Raw genomic sequence first — 20521 nt, forward strand, 5'->3', positions numbered from 1 at the left:
TGGGTTCTTCGACAGTTGCCCGACGTCCGCCGAACCTCCGTCGGTCAGACCGCACAAACCGCAGGTGCATGCCATAGAGTGCGTCGGGGATTAACCTTCGGGGGCGGCTGATGACCCGCGGGCGGGATGTTTCTGACCGCCGATGCAGGGAGGACAACAACGGCATGGAATCCGTCGCACGTCGCAGGGAGCCGGCTACTCGCTTCGCAATCGTCGGCTACGCGGCGCGGTTCCCCGGCGCGCGCGACGCCGAGGAGTTCTGGGACCTGCTGCGCGCGGGCCGCGACGCGATATCGGAGGTTCCCGACGACCGCTGGAATGCCCACGAGTTCTTCGATCCCGAGCCCGGGGTTCCCGGCAAGGTCGTGACCCGCCGCGCAGGTTTCGTCGACGACAGCGCGGGATTCGACGCGCCGTTCTTCGGAGTGTCGGCGCGCGAGGCCAGGTTGATGGACCCGCAGCACCGGCTGCTGCTGGAGACGGCATGGCGTGCGGTCGAACATGCGGGCATCGCGCCCACGACGCTGGCCGACAGCGACACCGGGGTCTTCGTGGGTCTGGCCACCCACGACTACCTGGGCATGCTGTCCGATGAGCTGACGTATCCCGAGATCGAGGCCTACATGGCCGTCGGGACGTCCAATGCCGCGGCCGCGGGCCGGATCAGCTATCGGCTGGGGCTGCAGGGCCCCGCGGTCGCCGTCGACACGGCGTGCAGTTCGTCGCTGGTGGCGATCCATCAGGCGTGCCAGGCACTGCGCCTGGGCGAATGCGACATGGCGCTGGCCGGCGGCGCGAACGTCCTGCTCAGCCCGGCGGCCATGATCACCTTCTCCAACGCGCGCATGCTCGCCCCCGACGGCCGGTGCAAGACCTTCGACGCGGCCGCCGACGGCTATGTGCGCGGCGAGGGGTGCGGTGTCATCGTCATCAAGCGCCTCGACGACGCGATCCGCGACGGCGACCGGATCCGGGCCGTCATCCGCGGCAGTGCGGTCAACCAGGACGGCGCGTCGGGCGGGCTGACCGTGCCCAACGGCGTGGCCCAGCAACGGGTTATCGCCGATGCGCTCGAGCGCGCCCAGCTGGCCCCCGGCGACATCGGCTACCTGGAGGCGCACGGCACTGGGACGTCACTGGGTGACCCCATCGAGGCCCAGGCCGCGGGTGAGGTGCTCGGCGCCGGACGCGAACCCGACCGGCCGTTGTTGATCGGCTCGGCGAAGACGAACATCGGGCACCTGGAGGCGGCCGCGGGCATCGCGGGCGTCATCAAGGTCGTTCTCTCGCTCGAGCACGAAACGTTGCCCAAGCACCTCAACTTCGAGAACCCGTCGCCGCACATTCCCTGGGACCGCCTCCCGGTCAAGGTGGTGACCGAGACCATTCCCTGGCAGCGCACCGACCGGCCGAGGGTGGCGGGCGTGAGCTCGTTCGGGTTCGCAGGCACCAATGCGCACGTCATCGTCGAAGAAGCTCCCGAGCGGCCGCAGTCGGCGGCGGTTCCCGTCGAGCAGCCACACGTGCGTCTGCTTCCGCTCTCGGCGCGCACACCCGCCGCGCTGGCGCAGGTCGCCGAGCAGTACCGCGGCTGGTTGACCGCGCATCCGGAGGCCACCCTGGCCGACGTGTGCTTCACGGCGGGCACTGCCCGGGCACACCTGGAGCACCGGGCCGCGTTGGTGGTCAACTCCCGTGAATCGGCCATCGAGTTACTGGGCGCGCTCGCCGACGACCGGCCGGCACCCGGCCTGGTGCGTGGTGAGTCCTACGAGGCGCCGAAGACGGCGTGGCTGTTCACCGGTCAGGGCAGTCAGTACCCTGGCATGGCGCGCGAGTTGTTCGACACCGAACCGGTGTTCGCCGACACGGTGCGGCGCTGCGCCGCCGCGGTCGCCGACATCCTCGAAAAGCCGTTGCTGAAAGCGGTTTTCGAGGTGGACGCCCCCGATCCGACTGAGCGCCTGCGCGACACCTCCTACGCCCAGCCGGCCTTGTTCGCCGTCGAGATGGGCTTGGCCCGGCTCTGGCAGTCGTGGGGCTTCGAGCCTGACGTGGTACTGGGCCACAGCGTCGGGCAATATGCCGCGGCCTGTGTCGCGGGTGTGTTCAGTCTCGAGGACGGCGCCCTGCTGATGGCAGAGCGGGGCCGTCTGTTCGGCAGTCTGCCCGCCGGTGGCCGGATGGTCGCTGTGTTCGCCGCCGCCGAGCGCGTGGAGAACCTGACCGACGAGTTGCCGGCACTGTCGGTTGCCGCCTACAACGGCGCCAACACCGTATTGTCCGGTCCCGCCGGCGATCTGGAGAAGGCCGTGGCTGCGCTGTCGGCCGACGGCGTGCGATGTGACTGGCTCGACACCAGCCACGCGTTCCACTCGGCGCTGCTGGACCCGATCCTCGACGACTTCGAATCGTATGCGCAGCGGTTCGGATTCGGCACGCCGCAACGGATCCTGATCGACAACCGCACCGGCGCCGTGCTGGGCAGAAGCGTGCGGATCGACGGCGCCTACTGGCGCAGGCACGCGCGCCAACCGGTGCAGTTCGCCGAGAGCGTGCGCACCCTTGCCAACCTGAACTGCAAGGTGCTGCTCGAGATCGGTCCGCGACCGGTGCTCACCGCCTCCGCACTGGCAGCGTGGCCCGACCCGGTGACCGCGCCGCGGGCGATCGCCTCGCTGCGCCCCACCACCGCCGACCATCGGCAGATCACCGAAGCCGTCGCCGAGGCCTACGTTCTCGGCCACCTACCCCGGTTCGAGGCATTCGGCCAGCCGGGAGCACGCAAACTGGATCTGCCCACCTATCCGTTCGAACACCGCCGGTACTGGTACACCGAGAACCGGCCGGACGACCGCGACGACGAGCGGGCCAAGCCCGGCCGAGCACACACGAATCCCGTGCGGACCGAGGCCGTCCGCCTCCTCGAGGACGGCCGGATCGAGGAGCTCGCCACCCTCCTCGACGGGGAAACCGCTGATCCGCAGACCCTGAACGTGTTGAGAAGGCTTGCCGCACAACATGACCAGCACCGGACGTCGCTGTCGATCGCACACGACCGCTACGAGATCCACTGGGAGGAGAGCACCGCCGCACCGTCCGGCGGGCATGCCGATGAGGAATCCACCTGGATCCTCGTCGGCGACGACAACGGCGACGACAACGGTGTGCTGGCGCCGCTGGTCGAGGCGCTGGCCGCACGCGGCCACCGGCACCGCATCGTCGCGCTGCCGCGCAGTGATGCCGACGAGGCGCAGCTGGCCGAGACGTTGCGTGCTGTGGCACAGGATGATTCGACGCTACGCGTCGTGCATGCCGGGGCCCTGGAATCGGTGGCCACGCCGACGATGCGGTCGCTGCTTCGGATGCAGCACCTGATCCTGGGCGGGACACGGCGACTGTTGCGCGCCGCGAGCACCGCGGGCCTGCGGGCCCCCGTGTGGGTGGTGACCCGAGGGGCGCAGCGGATCACCGACGCCGACACCGTGGCCCCGGAGCAGAGTTGCCTGTGGGGATTCGGGCGCGCGGCCGCGCTGGAACTTCCCCACGTGTGGGGCGGACTGGCGGATCTGGCCGACGGCACCGCCGACGAGTGGTCGCGGTTCATCGACCACATCACGACGCCGCAGCAAGCGGACAGCACCGAGGACCAGATCGCGCTGCGCGGCCGGGCGCTCTACCGCCCCCGGCTGGTACGGCGCGCCGGGCCGCCCAGTGGCACGCCGCTGCAACTGCGCGGTGACGCAACCTATCTGGTGACCGGCGGGCTCGGGGCCATCGGACTGGAGATCGCCGGATACCTGGGCGCGCACGGCGCCGGGCATGTCGTGCTGACGAGCCGGCGCGCACCCGGCGATGCCTTGCAGCAGCGCATCGATGCGCTGGCCGCGGAGCACGACTGCGAGATCAGGGTCCTCGCCGCCGATGTCGCCGACGCGCACGACGTCGCACGCCTGCTCGCGACCGTGCGGGCCGAGCTCCCGCCCCTTGCCGGCATCGTCCACGCCGCGGGCGAGCTCGGCACCACGCCCCTGAGCGAGCTGGGTGACGCCGAGGTCGATCGCGTGTTCGCCGGAAAGGTCTGGGGCGCCTGGCATCTGAGCGAGGCGGTCAGCGACCTGCAGCTCGACTTCTTCCTCAGCACCACCTCGATCGCAGCGGTGTGGGGCGGGTACGGCCAGACCGCCTACGGCGCGGCGAACGCCTTCCTCGACGGACTGGCCTGGCGCTTGCGTCAGCAGGGCATCGCCGGGGTCAGCGTCAACTTCGGCCCGTGGTCGGCGGGCATGGCCGACGCCGAGGCCCGCGCCCGGCTGGAACAGCGCGGCGTCCGGGCGTTGGCGCCCGCCGACGCGCTGGCGGGGCTGGCCGATGTGGTCGGGGCGGCCGCGGCCCAAGGGGTGGTGGCACGTATCGAGTGGGACCGCTTCCTGCCGTTGTACCAACAGGCAGGCAGGCGTGGATTCCTTGCCGAGGTCGAGGCCGAGGTGGCGCGCGAGGTGTCAGCCGGGCCCACGGCGGCGCAGGCGGTGACCGCGTCGGGAAGGACCGCACTGGTCGAGCGGCTGGCCGGGGCTCCGGTGCAGCAGCGTATGCGGCTCCTCACCGACTACCTGCGCGACGCGGTCGCCGAGGTGACGCGTGTGGATGCCGCCGAAATCCGCGAGGACGCCGGGTTCTTCGACCTCGGCATGGACTCCCTGATGGCCGTCGAACTGCGGCGCCGCCTCGAGCAGGGGGTCGGCAAGGAGATACCCGTCACCCTGGTGATGGATCACCCGCGGCTTTCCGACGCCGCCGACTATCTGCTCGGTGAGGTCCTCGGTCTGCACGAGCCGGTACCCAGCGCAACACCGCTGCCGGTGTCCGCGGCGGCGATACGCAGCGACGAACCGATCGCGATCGTCGCGGTGTCCTGCCGGTTCCCCGGTGCACCCGACCCGGAGGCGTTCTGGGAGTTGCTGTCCGGTGGTGTCGATGCGATCCGGGAAGTCCCCGAAGATCGTTACGACATCGACGAGTTCTACGACCCGGATCCGGATGCCCCGGGCAAGACCTACACCCGCTTGGGCGGCTTCCTCGACCAGGTCGACGGTTTCGATCCCGAGTTCTTCGGCATCTCGCCGCGGGAGGCGGTCTGGATAGAGCCGCAGCAACGGCTCATACTCGAGACGGTCTGGGAGGGCCTCGAGCGGGCCGGGTACGCGCCGTCCGCGTTGCGCGGCAGCCGAACCGGGATCTTCACCGGTGTCGCGGCCAACGAGTACGCACACCTGTTGTCCAGCGAGTCGATCGACAGGATCGAGCCGCACTTCATCACCGGCAACGCGCTCAACGCCATCTCCGGGCGGGTGGCCTTCGCGCTGGGTCTGGAGGGGCCGGCGGTCGCGGTCGACACCGCGTGCAGCTCGGCGCTGGTGGCCGTCCACCAGGCCTGTCAGGCGTTGCGCTTCGGCGACTGCGATCTGGCGTTGGCCGGCGGAGTGAACGTCCTGCTGAGCCCGGTGACCACCGTCGCCGCCTCCCGCGCCAGGATGCTGTCGCCGGTCGGACGATGCAAGACCTTCGACGCCTCCGCCGACGGCTACGTACGCAGCGAAGGCTGCGGGGTGCTGGTGCTCAAGAGGCTCAGCGACGCGCAGCGCGACGGCGACCGCATCTGCGCCGTCATCCCCGGCAGCGCGGTCAACCAGGACGGCGCCTCGAGCGGCTTGACCGTGCCCAACGGCGGTGCCCAGCAACGGCTCATCGAATCCGCGCTGGCCCGCGCGGGTCTGTCCGGCGGTGACGTCGACTACCTCGAGGCGCACGGCACCGGAACGCCGCTGGGTGACCCGATCGAGGTCCAGGCGGCCGCCGCCGTCTACGGCGCGTCACGGGACGCGGATCGGCCGTTGCTGATGGGTTCGGTGAAGACCAACATCGGTCACCTCGAATCGGCCTCCGGCGCAGCGGGTCTGATCAAGGTCGTGCTGTCGCTGCAGCACGGATTGCTGCCGCAGAGCCTGCACTTCGACAAGCCGTCACCGCATATCCCGTGGGATTCGCTGCCGGTGCGGGTGGTCGGCGAAGCCACTCCATGGCTGGCCAACGGCAGGCCCCGGCGCGCCGGCGTGAGCTCCTTCGGGTTCACCGGCACGAACGCGCACGTCGTCATCGAAGAACCGCCGGCCCAACCGGCGCCGGGCCCGGAGTCGGACGCTACCGACCGGTCCGTCAATGTGCTTCCGCTGTCCGCCCGGTCGCCGGAGGCGCTGGTGGCGCTGGCCCGGCGCTACGGGTCCTGGATGGGTGCCCATCCGGACGCCGACCTCGCCGACGTATGTCTCACCGCCGGAGCCCGCCGTTCGCATTTCGAGCATCGCGCGGCGATGGTGGTGGATTCGGTGGAGGGTGCCCGGCAAGCCCTCGCCGACTTGGCCGAGAACCGGACGCGACCGGGTGTCGTGCGCGGTGAGCACACCAACCGCCCGACGACGGCGTGGTTGTTCACCGGGCAGGGCAGCCAGTACCCGGGAATGGCGCGCGAGTTGTTCGACACCGAACCGGTTTTCGCCGACACCGTCGCGGCCTGCGCGGACGCGGTCGCGGACATTGTGGCGCACCCGCTGCTCGACGTGCTGTTCGCCACCGACCGCGAGACCGGAGAACGTTTGCGGCACACCTCGTTCGCGCAGCCCGCACTGTTCGCCGTCGAGATGGGCCTGGCGCGGCTGTGGCAGTCGTGGGGGGTCGCACCGGACGTGGTGCTCGGGCACAGCGTGGGCCAGTACGCAGCGGCTTGTGTGGCCGGCGTGTTCAGCCTCGAAGACGGCGCCCGGTTGATGGCCGAACGCGGCCGCATGTTCGGCAACCTGCCCGAAGGCGGGCGCATGGTGGCGATCTTCGCCGACGCCAAGCACGTCGAGGAGATCGCAGGCGGGTTCGGTCGCGTTTCCGTCGGCGCCTACAACGGCCCCAACACCGTGCTGTCGGGTCCCGGCGAGGACTTGGAGCAGGTCGTCGACAGGTTCGGCGAGGAGGGCATCCGGTGCACCTGGCTGGATACCAGCCACGCGTTCCACTCCGAACTGCTTGACCCGGTTCTCGACGAGTTCGAAACGCACGCCGCACAGTTCGCCTTCGCGGCGCCGACATTGCCGCTGGTGTGCAACCGCACCGGCGCCGTGCTGACCGCGCAGAGCCCGCTCGATGCGCAGTACTGGCGGCGGCATTCGCGCCAGCCGGTGCAGTTCGCCGAGAGCGTGCGCACGGTGGCGGCGCTCGGCTGCTCGGTGTTGATGGAGATCGGTCCGCAACCGGTGCTGACCGGGGCCGCCGTGCAGGTCTGGCCGGAGCACCTGGCCGCACCGCGGGCGATCGTGTCGCTGCGCAAGGGGGTCGGCGACGGACGCCAGATCGCCGACGCGCTGGCCGCCGCCTACGTCGGCGGACTCCCGCCCGATTTCGCTGCACTGCAACGCCGGCCACGTCGCATCCTGGAACTGCCGACCTACCCGTTCCAGCGCCGCCGCTTCTGGCCCAAGACGGGCGGCATCGCCGTAGAGGGCGGAACCGGCAGCGCCGCCTCGGGAATCCTCGGCGCCGCCAAGGATCTCGCCTCCGGCGACACCGTGTACACCAGCAGGCTGTCCGTCAAGTCCCAGCCGTGGCTGTCCGACCACGTCATCTACGGCACCGTGGTGGTGCCTGGCGCGACATACGCGGCGATGGCGCTGGCGGCGGTGGGTTCACCGGCACGGGTGCGCGACGTCTTCTTCTACGAGCCGATCATTCTGCCCGAGAAGGTTTCTCGTGAAGTACAGCTGACGCTGCATCCGGGGGAAGCGGACGGCGAGTGGAGTTTCCAGGTACACAGCCGCCCGTACGGTGTGCGGGAATCCGACTGGTCGTTGAACGCCGACGGCACCGTGATGAGCGGTGCCGACGACGCCGAGGCCGAGGACGGCGGACCGGTCGACGAGGCGATCGAGCGCTGCACCCGCATGCGTCCGCAGGAGCTGTTCGAGACCTTCGCCGACATGGAACTGGCCTGGGGACCCACCTGGTCGGGATCGCTGAAGTCGTTGTGGCTGGGCGAGGGCGAGGCGATCGGCGACATCATCGTCGGCGAAGAACTCGCCGATCACCTCGGCAGTGAGCCCATGCACCCGGTGCTGATGGACCTGTGCACCGGCGTCGCTTTCCCCGCATTCCCGGCGCTGCTCGCGGCCGAACAGGGTGTCAGCGACCTGTTCCTGCCGTTGCGGTACGGGCAGGTGACGCTGCGGGAGCGGATGCCGAGGCGGTTCTACTGCCGGGCGCGCTGGCACGACAGTGAACTGACCAGCGAGACACAGGTTTTCGACCTCGATTTCGTCAGCCGCGACGGCCGCCCGCTCGGGGGCATTCGCGAGTTCACCGTCAAACGCGCACCGCGTGAGGCGTTGCTGCGCGGCCTCGGCGGCGATGCGGGCCGGTTGCTCTACACGCTCGGCTGGCCCGAGGTGCCGCTGCCGGCGGCCGGTGCGGGCGCCGCACCCGCCAACGGCACTTGGCTGATCGCCGGCTTCGACGAGTTGGCGGCGGTTGTGCCTGGCTGCATACCGTTCGACCGGACCGCCGACCCGGAACTTCTCGGACAGCTACTGGTGCAGGCGCACGAGCGCGGCATGGGGTTCTCCGGTGTCGTCTGGCGCGCCACCGCACCCGGTGTCCATGAGTCGAGCGCCGACGCGGCCGCCCGGGTCGAGAACGAGGTCGCCAACCTGCTCAGCGCCGTGCACGCGGTGCAGCGCGGTTCACAACACGGCGGGGTGAAACTCCCGAACGGGCTCTGGATCGTCACCGAGCGGGCCGTGGCCACCGAATCCGGTGAGCCCGTCGACCCGGTGCAGGCGGCGCTGTGGGGCTTCGGACGCACCACCATCAACGAGGAACCCGCCTTGGCCTGCCGGCTGGTCGACTGCGACGGCTCACCGGAGGCCGTACACGCACTGGCCGATCTGCTGGCCACGCCGGTCGACGAGCCGGAACTGGCCCTGCGGCAAGGCAAGCTGCTGGCCTCGCGGTTGCTGCCGTGGGCCCGCAGCGGACATCTGACGGTGCCACGAACGGCCGACTACGCGCTGGCGCCCACCGAACGCGGCGCGATCGACAACCTGCGGCTGACCGAAGCCGACGTGCCTGCGCCCGATGACGGCTACGTGCAGGTCCGCGTGGAGGCGGCTGGCCTCAACTTCCGCGACGTGCTCAACGTCCTGGGCCTCTACCCGGGCGACCCGGGGCCGATCGGCGGGGATTTCGCCGGCATCGTCACCCAAATGGGCAGCGGTGTGGACGGATTCGAGGTGGGCCAACGGGTCTACGGCTTCATGCAGGGCGCGTTCTCGAGCCGCTTCAATGTGCCCGCGCAGCTGGTGGCGCCGATGCCCGACGGCCTGAGCCCGGTCGCGGCGGCCACCATTCCGGCTGCGGCGCTGACCGCCCGACTGGCGTTCGACTGGGCGCAGTTGCAGCCGGGCGATCGCGTTCTGATCCACGCCGCCAGTGGTGGCGTCGGCCTGGCTGCCATCCAGCTGGCACAGAGACACGGCGCGGTGGTCTTCGCGACCGCCAGCACCTACAAGCGCGCAACGCTGCAGAAGCTGGGAGTCAAGTATGTCTACGACTCGCGCACAACAGATTTCGCCGATCAGATTTTGGCCGACACCGACGGCGCCGGCGTCGACGTCGTGCTCAACAGCCTGACCAACGAGGGCTTCCTGGAGGCCACCGTTCGGGCCACCGCGCACAACGGCCGGTTCGCCGAGATCGCCAAGCGCGACATCTGGACCCGTGAGCAAATGGCTGCGGTCCGCCCCGACATCGACTACGAGATCGTGGCGCTGGACACGGTCACGATCCAGGAGCCGGAGCGGATTCGGCGCCTGTTGACCGAGGTGTCGGACGGGCTGGGCAAGGGCGAGTGGGCGCCGCTGCCCGCCGAGATCTATCCGTTGACCGAGGCCAAGGCCGCGTTCCGCCGTATGCAGCAGGCACGGCACATCGGCAAGATCGTGCTGCAGATGCCCGACCCGCTGCAGCCACGCGCCGACCGCAGCTATCTGATCACCGGCGGGCTGGGTGCGATCGGCCTGCACATGGCGTCGTATCTGGCCCAACTGGGGGCCGGTGACATCGTGTTGACCAGCCGACGCACGCCCGACGCGGATGCGCAACGCGCGATCGACGAGATCACCGAACGCCACAAGTGCCGCGTCCACACCTTCGCGGCCGATGTCGGCGACGAGTCGCAGGTCGCGGTGCTGCTCGAGCGAATCCGCGCGGAGTTGGCGCCACTGGCAGGCGTGGTCCATCTGGCCGGCGTGCTCGACGACGCGCTGCTGTCCCAGCAGAGCGTCGAGCGATTCCGAACCACGCTGGCGCCGAAGGCCTTCGGCGCCTGGCACCTGGACCGTCTGACGCGGGACGACGACCTCGACTTCTTCATCGTGTCGTCCTCGGTGGCCAGCGTGTTCGGCTCACCCGGCCAGGCCAACTACGCGGCGGCCAATGCCCTGCTCGACGGCCTGGTCGCGCAGCGCAGAGCCAGGGGACTGCCGGCCACCGGGGTCAACTTCGGCCCGTGGGCCCAGGGCGGGATGGCGTCTTCGGAGGCGGCGACCGCGAACATCGGCGCGCAGGGCCTGATCCCGTTGGAGCCGTCAGCCGCGCTGAGCGCGCTCGCCGAGGTCGTCGCGAACGGCGCGGGGCAGGCGACGGTCATCAAGGCCAACTGGCAGCGTGCTGCCAAGGTGCTGGGCGCCTCGCGGCCACCCGTCCTCGATCTGGTGCTGCCCAGTGCCGTCGGGGAAGTGACCGGCGACAGCGAGCTGCTGCGGCAGCTGCAGGAGATTCCGGTGGCCCAGCGCGCCGGCTTCGTGACCGAGTTCCTGCAGCGTGAGGTGCAGAACTTCCTGCGGCTGGCACAGCCGCCTGCCGCAACCAGCCGGTTCCTGGATCTCGGCACCGACTCGTTGATGGCGATCGAACTCCGCAACCGGTTGCACAGCCAGTTCGGCGGCGCCTTCACGATCAACGCGACCGCGGTGTTCGACTATCCGACGATCGGCGGACTCGCCGAGTACCTCGTCGGTCAGCTGCCGGACGCCGAAGGCACCGAGCCCCCGAAGACCGACTGATCCCGCCGAGCCGCGATTGAGTCAGTAGGCCCAGCGCGTGCGCTGCACCTCCGGCGCCAGCGCCGTCTGCAGTGGGACGTCTAGGCCGTCGTAGATGCCCGGCTTCTGCCGGACGAGCCAGTCGAGCGCGCCGAGCAACCGGTTGGCCGCCGTGGTGTTGCCGCCGTCGGCGCGGGTCCCCCCCAGCACGTCGGCGCGCGTCGTGATCGTCAGCTGAGGATCGCCGTCGACGATCACTCGGTGATCGCCGGCCCCCTCATCGGGATAGGGCCAGTCCGGCGCGCACGACGCTTGGATCCGGGTGATGTGGTCGATAACGATGCGCTCGCGTCCACCTGACTTGCCGATGACCTTGAGCCAGAACGCGCCCTGGGTGCCCTTCTCGAACCGGCCCATCACGGTGTCGACGGACTCGGTGAGCGGGCGTCGCTCGACGTCTTCGGTGATCTCGTCGATCTCCACTCCGAGGCCCCGCCCGACCAGCCGGATGTTGCCGCCCCACACCATCGTCGGAACGGACGGCAGCAGCATCATGGGCGTCTCGTCCATCGAGCCCCCGAAACCACACAGCACCCGCACCGAATGCGGCTGGTCGTAGGTGGAGTAGTCGAAGATCTCCTGGCAGTGGATCGTCTTGATCCTGGTGCACAAGCCGGCGGCGATCACCGCGAGCGCATCGTTGCCCCAGCCGGGATCCACGCCGCTGACCAGCAGCGTGGCCGCGCCCTCTGCAGCGGCGCTGCTCAGCCGGGCGACCCAGTCCGCCGGCGCCGAGCGCGGGTCGTAGAGCGAATACAGCGACGGGGTGACGACGTGCTTGCCGGCGCGCAGGCACCGCACGATGTCGTTGACCGCCTCTTCCGGGCGGGTGTCGCCGGATGCCATGTAGGCCACGGCGTCGCAGCCGGCCAGCGCCGCGTCGACATCGGTGGTGGAGCGGACCCCCGTCGGCTCGTCGAGACCGCCGAACGACGCGGCGTCGAGCCCCTCTTTGTCCGGCGACGACGTGATGACGCCCGAGAGCCGCAAGCCCGGAAAGGCCACCGACGAGCGGATGGCACAGGCCCCCATGTTCCCTGTCCCCCAGACCGCGACACGAAGCATCGCATCACCCTATCCGCAGGGCGTGACGATTCTCACAGCGCGGTGAAGGCACCGGTCAGACACCTGTCAACAGCGGATTCAGACCACCGACCAACCGGGTGGTCAGGCAGCGACCGGAAATCGCTGCGCGCCGGTTTGTGTTGAAGTTACCGATGGGTATTATTCAAGACAGTTACTGGTGGGTAACTTAATCCGAGTACCCAACCAAAGTGGCCGACTCACCGAGGAGGAACCGTGAGCCACTACAAGAGCAACGTCCGCGACCAGGTATTCAACCTCTTCGAGGTGTTCGGCGTGGACAAGGCGCTGGGTACGGGCGCATACGCCGACCTGGATGTCGACACCGCCAAGGAAATGCTGGCCGAGATGGCCCGCCTGGCCGAGGGACCGGTCGCCGACTCGTTCGTCGAGGGTGACCGCAATCCGCCGGTCTTCGATCCCAAGACGCATTCGGTGACACTTCCCGAGTCGTTCAAGAAGTCCGTCCGCGCAGTGACCGACGGCGGCTGGGACCGTGTCGGCATCGAGGAGGAACTCGGCGGTATGCCGATGCCCAAGGCGTTGGTCTGGGCTCTGCACGAGCACCTGCTCGGCGCCAACCCGGCCACCTGGATGTACGGTGGCGGCCCCGGCTTCGCCAGCATCTTCTACAAGCAGGCCACCGAAGAGCAGAAGAAGTGGGCCGTCATCGCCGCCGAGCGCGGTTGGGGCGCCACCATGGTGCTCACCGAGCCCGATGCGGGTTCGGACGTCGGCGCCGGCCGCACCAAGGCCGTCCAGCAGGACGACGGGTCGTGGCACATCGACGGGGTGAAGCGCTTCATCACCTCGGCCGACTCCGACGACCTGTTCGAGAACATCTTCCACCTCGTGCTGGCGCGTCCCGAGGGCGCAGGCCCGGGCACCAAGGGGCTCTCCCTGTTCTTCGTGCCGAAGTTCCTCTTCGACTTCGAGACCGGCGAGCCCGGCGAGCGCAACGGCGTGTTCGTCACCAACGTCGAGCACAAGATGGGCCTTAAGGTCTCGGCGACCTGTGAGCTGACCTTCGGCCAGCACGGCGTGCCCGCCAAGGGCTGGCTGGTCGGCGAGGTGCACAACGGCATCGCGCAGATGTTCGACGTCATCGAGCAGGCCCGGATGATGGTGGGCACCAAGGCGATCGCCACGCTGTCGACCGGTTACCTCAACGCGCTCGAGTACGCCAAGGAACGCGTGCAGGGTGCCGACATGACGCAGATGACCGACAAGACCGCCCCGCGCGTGACCATCACGCACCACCCGGACGTCCGCCGCTCGCTGATGACCCAGAAGGCCTACGCCGAGGGTCTGCGCGCGCTGTACCTCTACACCTCGACCTACCAGGACCAGGCGGTCGCCGAGGCGGTGCACGGTATCGACGCCGAGCTGTCGGTCAAGGTCAACGACCTGCTGCTGCCGATCGTCAAGGGCGTCGGCTCGGAGCAGGCCTACGCCAAGCTGACCGAGTCGCTCCAGACCTTCGGTGGGTCCGGCTTCCTGCAGGACTACCCGATCGAGCAGTACATCCGTGACGCCAAGATCGACTCGCTGTACGAGGGCACCACCGCGATCCAGGCGCAGGACTTCTTCTTCCGCAAGATCGTCCGCGACAAGGGCCAGGCGCTCGCGCATGTGGCGGGCCAGATCGAGCAGTTCGTCCGCAACGAGTCCGGCAACGGCCGGCTCAAGGCAGAGCGGGCTCTGCTGGCCACCGCGCTGGAGGACGTCCAGGGCATGGCCGCCACACTGACCGGCTACCTGATGGCCGCGCAGGAGAACCCGGCCGAGCTCTACAAGGTGGGCCTCGGTTCGGTGCGCTTCCTGATGAGCGTCGGTGACCTGGTCATCGGCTGGCTGCTGCAGCAGCAGGCCGCGGTGGCCATCGAGGCGCTCGACGCCGGAGCCGGCTCGCCGGCGACATCCGGCCCCGGTGCCGCCGGCGACGACAGGGCCTTCTACGAGGGCAAGGTCGCGGTTGCGTCGTTCTTCGCGAAGAACTTCCTGCCGCTGCTGACCAGCACCCGCAGTGTCATCGACAACCTCGACAACGAGGTGATGGAACTCGACGAGGCGGCCTTCTAAGAGCCTTCTGCCGCCTCTCGGACAAAAACGCCCCCGGTCTCTTCCCGGGGGCGTTTTTGATGCTCGCTGCTCGCTCGAAATAAGGGCGGGTTCGGGAGGGCAATGAGGTGCGTCTCATTAGACCAGCGCGGTCGGCTTCCAACCCTCGCCGACTCTTCGGATCAGCCACTCCCGAACCCGTCGTGGCATCGATGCTACGCCCGTGATGGAGATCACACCAGTGGAGAGTTGCACCGGTCAGCTCTGCTTCGTCAGCAGCAGCGCGCGTGTGCGTGCCCGCCCCTCCGACGAGGCGTCGAACACCGAGGCGGTGAACTCGTCCACCCCCGCGGCGCTCAACTCGTCGAGGCGCTCGGACACCGCTTGCTCGTCGCCGATGATCGCCGCGTCCTCCGGGCCGGCGTATCCCTCGCGGTCCAGCATCGCCCGATACGACGGCAGCGTCCCGTAGATCGCGAACTGCTCGGCGGCGCGCTTGCGCGCTGCGTCGACGTCGTCGGTCACGGCGACCGGCAGCGAAGCGGCCACCCGCACATCGCCTTCCGCGCGCCCGGCCTCGGCCGCGGCCCCACGCAGTGTCGGGACGACATGCTCGGCCAGCGTCTTGGGGCCCGTCATCCAGGTCAGCGTTCCCCTGGTCCGGCGCCCGGCCAGGCGGAGCATCTGCGGACCGAGCGCGGCGAGGTAGACCTCTGGCTCCGGAGCGCCGGCAATCTGCAGGGCCCCCCTGGTCGTCCAGAATTCACCCGACGCGTCGGCGGGCTGCCCGGCCAGCAGCGGCTGCAGGCCGTCGAGATACTCGCGCATCTGCCGGACGGGCTTGTCCCAGGACACGCCCCAGACGCCTTCGACGACCATCCGATGGCTCATGCCGATACCGAGGGTGAAGCGGCCGCCGCCGATCAGGCTGAGGGTGAGCGCACGCTGAGCCAACTGCATGGGGTGCTGAACCTGTATCGGGATGACACCCGAGCCCACATCGATGCCGTCGACATCGCGCAGGGCGATCCCGAGCGCGATCGGCAGGTCCGCATCGTAGGGCAGCTGGGCCATCCAGATCCTGCGGAAACCCTCGTCTCGCAGTGTGGCGAGGGTGCCGACCAGCGCGTCGACGGGCGACGGGTCTCCGGCGTTGAGTCCGACGATGCTCAGGCTGATCTGCATGCGCTCCATCGAAGCACGGCGAAGCGAACATACTGAGTCCGTGTCGCAGTCCGAGTCGAAGTCCATGTCTAAGTCCATGTCGACGCCGATGACGACCGAGCTGGCACGCCTGCAGCACTTCGGGCCCAACTGGTTCGCGTCGGTCATGGGCACCGGCATCGTCGCGACAGCGGGCGCCACCCTGCCGGTGCAGGTGCCGGGACTGCACGTGTTCTCGCGCGTGGTGTGGACCCTGGCCGCGGTGCTGCTGGTGGTGTTGGGCGTCGCGGTGACCGCGCAGCGCATCCGCCACCCGGTGGTGGCGCGCGGCCACGTCCGCAACCCGCAGATGACGCATTTCTACGGCGCCGCGCCGATGGCACTGCTGACGGTGGGCTCGGGAGCATTGCTGGTCGGCAGGGACCTCATCGGCGAGCGCACCGCCGTCGACCTTGCCTGGGTGCTGTGGACGGCTGGCACGGTCGGCGGGTTGTTCACCGCGGCGACCATCCCGTTCTTGATGTTCACCCAGCTCAACGTGGAACCGGACGCGGCCTTCGGCGGTTGGCTGATGCCCGTCGTGCCGCCGATGGTGTCGGCGGCCTCCGGTGCATTGCTGATCCCGCACATGGCGCCGGGAACCGGGCGCGCCACCATGCTGTACGGCTGCTACGCGATGTTCGGGCTTTCGCTCATTGCGGCGCTGATCATCATCACGATGATCTGGAGCCGGCTGGTCCTCTACGGCACCTCCGGCACCGCTCGGGTGCCCACGCTGTGGATCGTGCTGGGACCGCTGGGGCAGGGCATCACCGCCGCCGGCCTGCTCGGTGCGCACGCCGCCGGTGCGGTGCAACCGGAGCTGGCCTCGGCGATGAGCCTCTTCGCGGTGCTGTTCGGCGTACCCGTGTGGGGATTCGCCGTGCTGTGGATCGTGCTGGCAACCGAGCTGACCGTGCGCACCATGCGGCGCGGCATGCCGTTCGCGCTGACCTGGTGGAGCCTGACCTTCCCGGTGGGAACGTTCGTGACGGGCACGACGCAACTGGCCAACCACACGGACCTGCCCGCCTTCCGGGTGGCTGCGGCAATCGCCTACGTCGGGCTGCTCGGCACCTGGACGCTGGTCGCGGTCCGCACCGCGCGCGGAAGCGTCGGCGGCAGCCTGTTCACCCCGGCTCCGGCCGGGCCGGTCAAGGCGAAGAAGGACCCACCACCCGGCGGCTGAGGTGCGGAAAAAGTTAAGAGCCCCGTATTGCCGTCGGGTCGGGGGGTCAGACGACAATACGGAGCTACCCGGTGTATCGACCGACTTTCCGGGAGCGTTACACCTCCGCGAACCTTTTTCTACGCCTTTCTCAGGCCTCCAGGATCGCGGCGACGCCCTGCCCGCCCGCCGCGCAGATCGAGATCAGGCCCCGCACCGGCTGGCCCGTCTCCTTATTTTTCTCCGCCAGCTGCTTGGCCATCTGCGCGACGATGCGCCCGCCGGTCGCGGCGAACGGATGGCCAGCGGCCAGCGAGGACCCGTTGACGTTGAGCTTCGACCGGTCGATCGAGCCGAGCGCAGAGTCGAGACCGAGCCGCTCCTTGCAGTACTCCTCGGACTCCCAGGCCTGCAGGTGCGCCAGCACCACCGACGCGAACGCCTCGTGGATCTCGTAGAAGTCGAAGTCCTGCAGCGCCAGCCCGTTTCGCGCGAGCAGCCGCGGGACCGCGTAGGTCGGCGCCATCAGCAAGCCGTCCTTGCCGTTGACGTAGTCGACCGCCGCGGTCTCCCCGTCGACCCAGTACGCCAGCGGCTCGATGCCGTGCGCGGCCGCCCACTCGTCGGTGGCCAGCAGGGACACCGACGCGCCGTCCGTCAGCGGCGTGGAGTTGCCCGCGGTCATCGTCGCGTCGCCGTTACGCACGCCGAAGACCGGCTTGAGCTTGGCCAGCTTCTCGGCCGACGAGTCGGCGCGCAGGTTGTTGTCGCGGTACACCCCGAGGAACGGTGTCACCAGGTCGTCGAAGAAGCCGCGGTCGTATGCGGCGCTCATGTTGCGGTGGCTGGCGGCGGCCAACTCGTCCTGGTCGGTGCGCTTGATGCCCATCTCCTTGGCGGTGATGGCCGCGTGTTCGCCCATCGACAGCCCGGTGCGCGGTTCGCTGTTGACCGGGATCTGGATGCCGACCGAGGCGGGCAGCCTGCCGACGAGCTTGAGCCGGTCGACGTTGGACTTGGACCGGCGCAGGCCCAACAGTGTGCGGCGCAGGTTGTCGCCGAGCGCGATGGGCGCATCCGATGCGGTGTCGACCCCGCCGGCGGCCGCCACCTCGTAGCGGCCCGCAGCGATGCCGTCGGCCGCCGAGATCGTGGCCTGCAGGCCGGTGCCACAGGCCTGCTGGATGTCGAAGGCAGGGGTGTACGACGACAGCGCGCTGCCGAGCACACACTCGCGCATCAGGTTGAAGTCGCGGCTGTGCTTGAGCACGGCGCCGCCGATCACCGCGCCGAGGGTCTCGCCGGCCAGGTTGAAACGCTCGACCAGCCCGCCGAGCGCCTCGGTGAACATATCCTGGTTCGAAGCGTGGGCGTAGGCGCCGTCGGAGCGTGCGAACGGGATCCGGTTGCCGCCGAGAATGGCGACCCTTCGGTTTGAAGTGTTGGCCATGGGGCCATCCTACTCACGGTTATTACTCAGGAGTAAGTTAGGGTCCATGGCTTCCGATCTGTATTCGCAAATCGTCCACTCGACTCCCGGATCATTCCTCGCCAAGCAGCTCGGCATCCCGCAGCCCGAGACGCTGCGCCGGCACAAGCCCGGCGAGCGGCCGCTGGCAGGCACCCTGCTGATCGGCGGGGAGGGCCGCGTCGTCGAACCGCTGCGCTCAGCGCTGGCCGAGGACTACGAGGTGGTCTCCAACAACCTCGGCGGCCGCTGGGCCGACTCGTTCGGCGGGCTGGTCTACGACGCCACCGGCATCACCGAACCCGCCGGCCTCAAGGGGCTCTACGAGTTCTTCACCCCGCTGCTGCGCAACCTCGGGTCGTCCGGACGTGTCGTCGTCATCGGCACCACGCCCGAGGAGGCCGGCAGCGAACACGAGCGCATCGCGCAGCGCGCCCTCGAGGGGTTCACCCGCTCGCTCGGCAAGGAGATGCGCCGCGGCGCGACGGTCAACCTGGTCTACCTGTCGGCCGACGCCAAGCCCGCAGCCACTGGGCTGGAGTCCACCATGCGGTTTCTGCTGTCGGGCCGGTCGGCCTACGTCGACGGCCAGGTGTTCCACGTGGGCGCCGCCGACTCCGCGCCGCCGGCCGACTGGGACCGTCCGCTGGAGGGCAAGGTCGCCATCGTCACCGGAGCCGCCCGTGGCATCGGCGCGACGATCGCCGAGGTGTTCGCCCGCGACGGCGCCAAGGTGGTGTGCGTCGACGTCGAGGGGTCCCAGGAGGCACTCGGGATCACCGCAACCAAGGTGGGCGGCACCGCGCTGGCGCTGGACGTGACCGCTCCCGACGCCGTCGACCGGATCACCGAGCACCTGCGGCAGCACTACGACGGTCACGCCGACATCCTGGTCAACAATGCCGGCATCACCCGCGACAAGCTGCTCGCAAACATGGACGAGGCGCGCTGGGACTCCGTGGTCGCGGTGAACCTGGTCGCCCCGCTGGCCCTCGCCGAGGGCCTGGTGGGCAACGGCTCGATCGGCGAGGGCGGCCGCATCGTCGGCCTGTCGTCGATGGCGGGCATCGCCGGTAACCGCGGCCAGACCAACTACGCGGCGACCAAGGCCGGAATGATCGGGCTCACCGACAGCCTGTCGGCCGGCTACGCCGACAAGGGCATCACCGTCAACGCCGTGGCGCCGGGCTTCATCGAGACGAAGATGACCGAGGCGATCCCGGTGGCGACCCGGGAGGTGGGGCGCCGGCTGAACTCGTTGTATCAGGGCGGTCAGCCGGTCGACGTCGCCGAGACCATCGCCTACTTCGCCAGCCCGGCGTCCAACGCCGTCACCGGCAACACGGTCCGGGTCTGCGGCCAGGCCTGGCTGGGGGCCTGACGTGACGCAACCCTCCGGGCTGATGAACCTGGTGCGGGCCGCCGCAGGAGCGCTGCCGTTTGTGCCGCGCGGCGATTCGCTGCCCGACCGCACGCTGACCGTCGAGGACCTGACCATCGATCCCGAGAACGTGGCGGCCTACGCGGCGGTGACGGGGCTGCGGTTCGGCGACACGGTACCGCTGACCTATCCGTTCGCGCTGACGTTCCCAACGCTGATGTCGTTGGTGACCGGGTTCGACTTCCCGTTCGCCGCTATGGGCTCGGTGCACATCGAGAACCACATCACCCAGTACCGCCCGATCGCGGTGACGGACACATTGTCGGTACGGGTGCACGCAGAGAACCTGCGCGAGCACCGGAAGGGTCTGCTTGTCGACATCGTGACCGATGTCAACGTCGGCAACGACCAGGCGTGGCACCAGGTGACGACATTCCTGCACCAGCAGCGCACCAGCCTGTCCGACGAGCCCAAGCCGCCACCGCAGAAGCCGCCCAAACTGGGCCCGCCCGACGCGGTGCTTCGCATCACCGCCGGCCAGATCCGCAAGTATGCGTCGGTCGGCGGGGATCACAACCCGATCCACACCAACCCGATCGCGGCCAAGCTGTTCGGCTTCCCGACCGTGATTGCGCACGGGATGTTCAGCGCCGCAGCGGTTCTGGCGAACGTCGAAGGCCAGCTGCCGGAGGCGGTGAAGTACTCGGTGAAGTTCGCCAAACCGGTGGTGCTGCCCGCGAGTGCGGGACTGTACGTCGACCGCGGCTCGGACGGTGGCTGGGAACTGACGCTGCGCGACCTGAAAAAGGGCGAGCCGCATCTGATGGGGACGGTCAATCCGCTGTAGCGCGGTGTTGGTTCGCCGTCCTCGAGTGAATTGCAACCGCACATCGCGGCTTCGGGGGCTCGCAGGTATTGCCGATGTCGCGCTGCTCTTCGTCGTGGCAATGCTCGAA

General features: G+C 69.2%; 8 protein-coding genes. 5 read left to right on the forward strand and 3 right to left on the reverse strand.

The genetic code is table 11. The annotated features are described in order from the left end of the window. The first annotated feature begins 164 nt into the window (after positions 1-164). The gene (locus K3G64_RS08005) at positions 165-11162 is read left to right on the forward strand and encodes a type I polyketide synthase (RefSeq protein WP_238890232.1); all 10998 of its coding nucleotides are present in this window, start codon (positions 165-167) and stop codon (positions 11160-11162) included. Between the two features lie 21 nt (positions 11163-11183). Here the strand turns inward: K3G64_RS08005 and K3G64_RS08010 are convergent, their stop codons facing one another. Next, positions 11184-12266: an NAD(P)H-dependent amine dehydrogenase family protein gene (locus K3G64_RS08010; RefSeq protein WP_238890234.1), complete on the reverse strand. Its 1083-nt coding sequence runs from the start codon at positions 12264-12266 to the stop codon at positions 11184-11186. A gap of 234 nt (positions 12267-12500) precedes the next feature. Here K3G64_RS08010 and K3G64_RS08015 point away from each other — a divergent pair, with 234 nt between their 5' ends. Then, entirely contained in the window at positions 12501-14366 is a 1866-nt protein-coding gene (locus tag K3G64_RS08015; protein ID WP_238890236.1) for an acyl-CoA dehydrogenase, read from the forward strand. Positions 14367-14603: 237 nt separating this feature from the next. Here the strand turns inward: K3G64_RS08015 and K3G64_RS08020 are convergent, their stop codons facing one another. Then, positions 14604-15530, reverse strand: a complete 927-nt coding sequence (locus K3G64_RS08020; protein WP_238890238.1) for a TIGR03564 family F420-dependent LLM class oxidoreductase — start codon at positions 15528-15530, stop codon at positions 14604-14606. Positions 15531-15618: 88 nt separating this feature from the next. On the opposite strand from K3G64_RS08020, the gene K3G64_RS08025 reads away from it, so the two are divergent. Further along, complete coding sequence (locus K3G64_RS08025) at positions 15619-16737, forward strand: TDT family transporter (RefSeq protein ID WP_238950502.1); 1119 nt, start codon at positions 15619-15621, stop codon at positions 16735-16737. Between the two features lie 130 nt (positions 16738-16867). Here K3G64_RS08025 and K3G64_RS08030 read toward each other — a convergent pair whose 3' ends face one another. After that, the gene (locus K3G64_RS08030; protein ID WP_238890240.1) at positions 16868-18166 is read right to left on the reverse strand and encodes an acetyl-CoA C-acetyltransferase; all 1299 of its coding nucleotides are present in this window, start codon (positions 18164-18166) and stop codon (positions 16868-16870) included. A 46-nt stretch (positions 18167-18212) separates the two neighbouring features. Here K3G64_RS08030 and K3G64_RS08035 point away from each other — a divergent pair, with 46 nt between their 5' ends. Then, positions 18213-19565 carry a 3-oxoacyl-ACP reductase gene (locus tag K3G64_RS08035; protein WP_238890242.1) on the forward strand — a complete coding sequence of 451 codons (1353 nt, stop codon included), beginning with the start codon at positions 18213-18215 and terminating at the stop codon, positions 19563-19565. A gap of 1 nt (position 19566) precedes the next feature. Beyond that, complete coding sequence (locus K3G64_RS08040) at positions 19567-20412, forward strand: MaoC/PaaZ C-terminal domain-containing protein (protein WP_238890244.1); 846 nt, start codon at positions 19567-19569, stop codon at positions 20410-20412. The last annotated feature ends 109 nt before the right edge of the window (positions 20413-20521 follow it).

It is taken from the genome of Mycobacterium sp. IDR2000157661 (genome assembly GCF_022317005.1).
GTDB lineage: Bacteria > Actinomycetota > Actinomycetes > Mycobacteriales > Mycobacteriaceae > Mycobacterium.

Bases quoted from the DNA above. Each gene is read 5' to 3' on its own strand.
- K3G64_RS08005 (WP_238890232.1), top strand. From the start codon at position 165: ATGGAATCCGTCGCACGTCGCAGGGAGCCGGCTACTCGCTTCGCAATC.
- K3G64_RS08010 (WP_238890234.1), bottom strand. From the start codon at position 12,266: ATGCTTCGTGTCGCGGTCTGGGGGACAGGGAACATGGGGGCCTGTGCC.
- K3G64_RS08020 (WP_238890238.1), bottom strand. From the start codon at position 15,530: ATGCAGATCAGCCTGAGCATCGTCGGACTCAACGCCGGAGACCCGTCG.
- K3G64_RS08025 (WP_238950502.1), top strand. From the start codon at position 15,619: ATGACGACCGAGCTGGCACGCCTGCAGCACTTCGGGCCCAACTGGTTC.
- K3G64_RS08030 (WP_238890240.1), bottom strand. From the start codon at position 18,166: ATGGCCAACACTTCAAACCGAAGGGTCGCCATTCTCGGCGGCAACCGG.
- K3G64_RS08035 (WP_238890242.1), top strand. From the start codon at position 18,213: ATGGCTTCCGATCTGTATTCGCAAATCGTCCACTCGACTCCCGGATCA.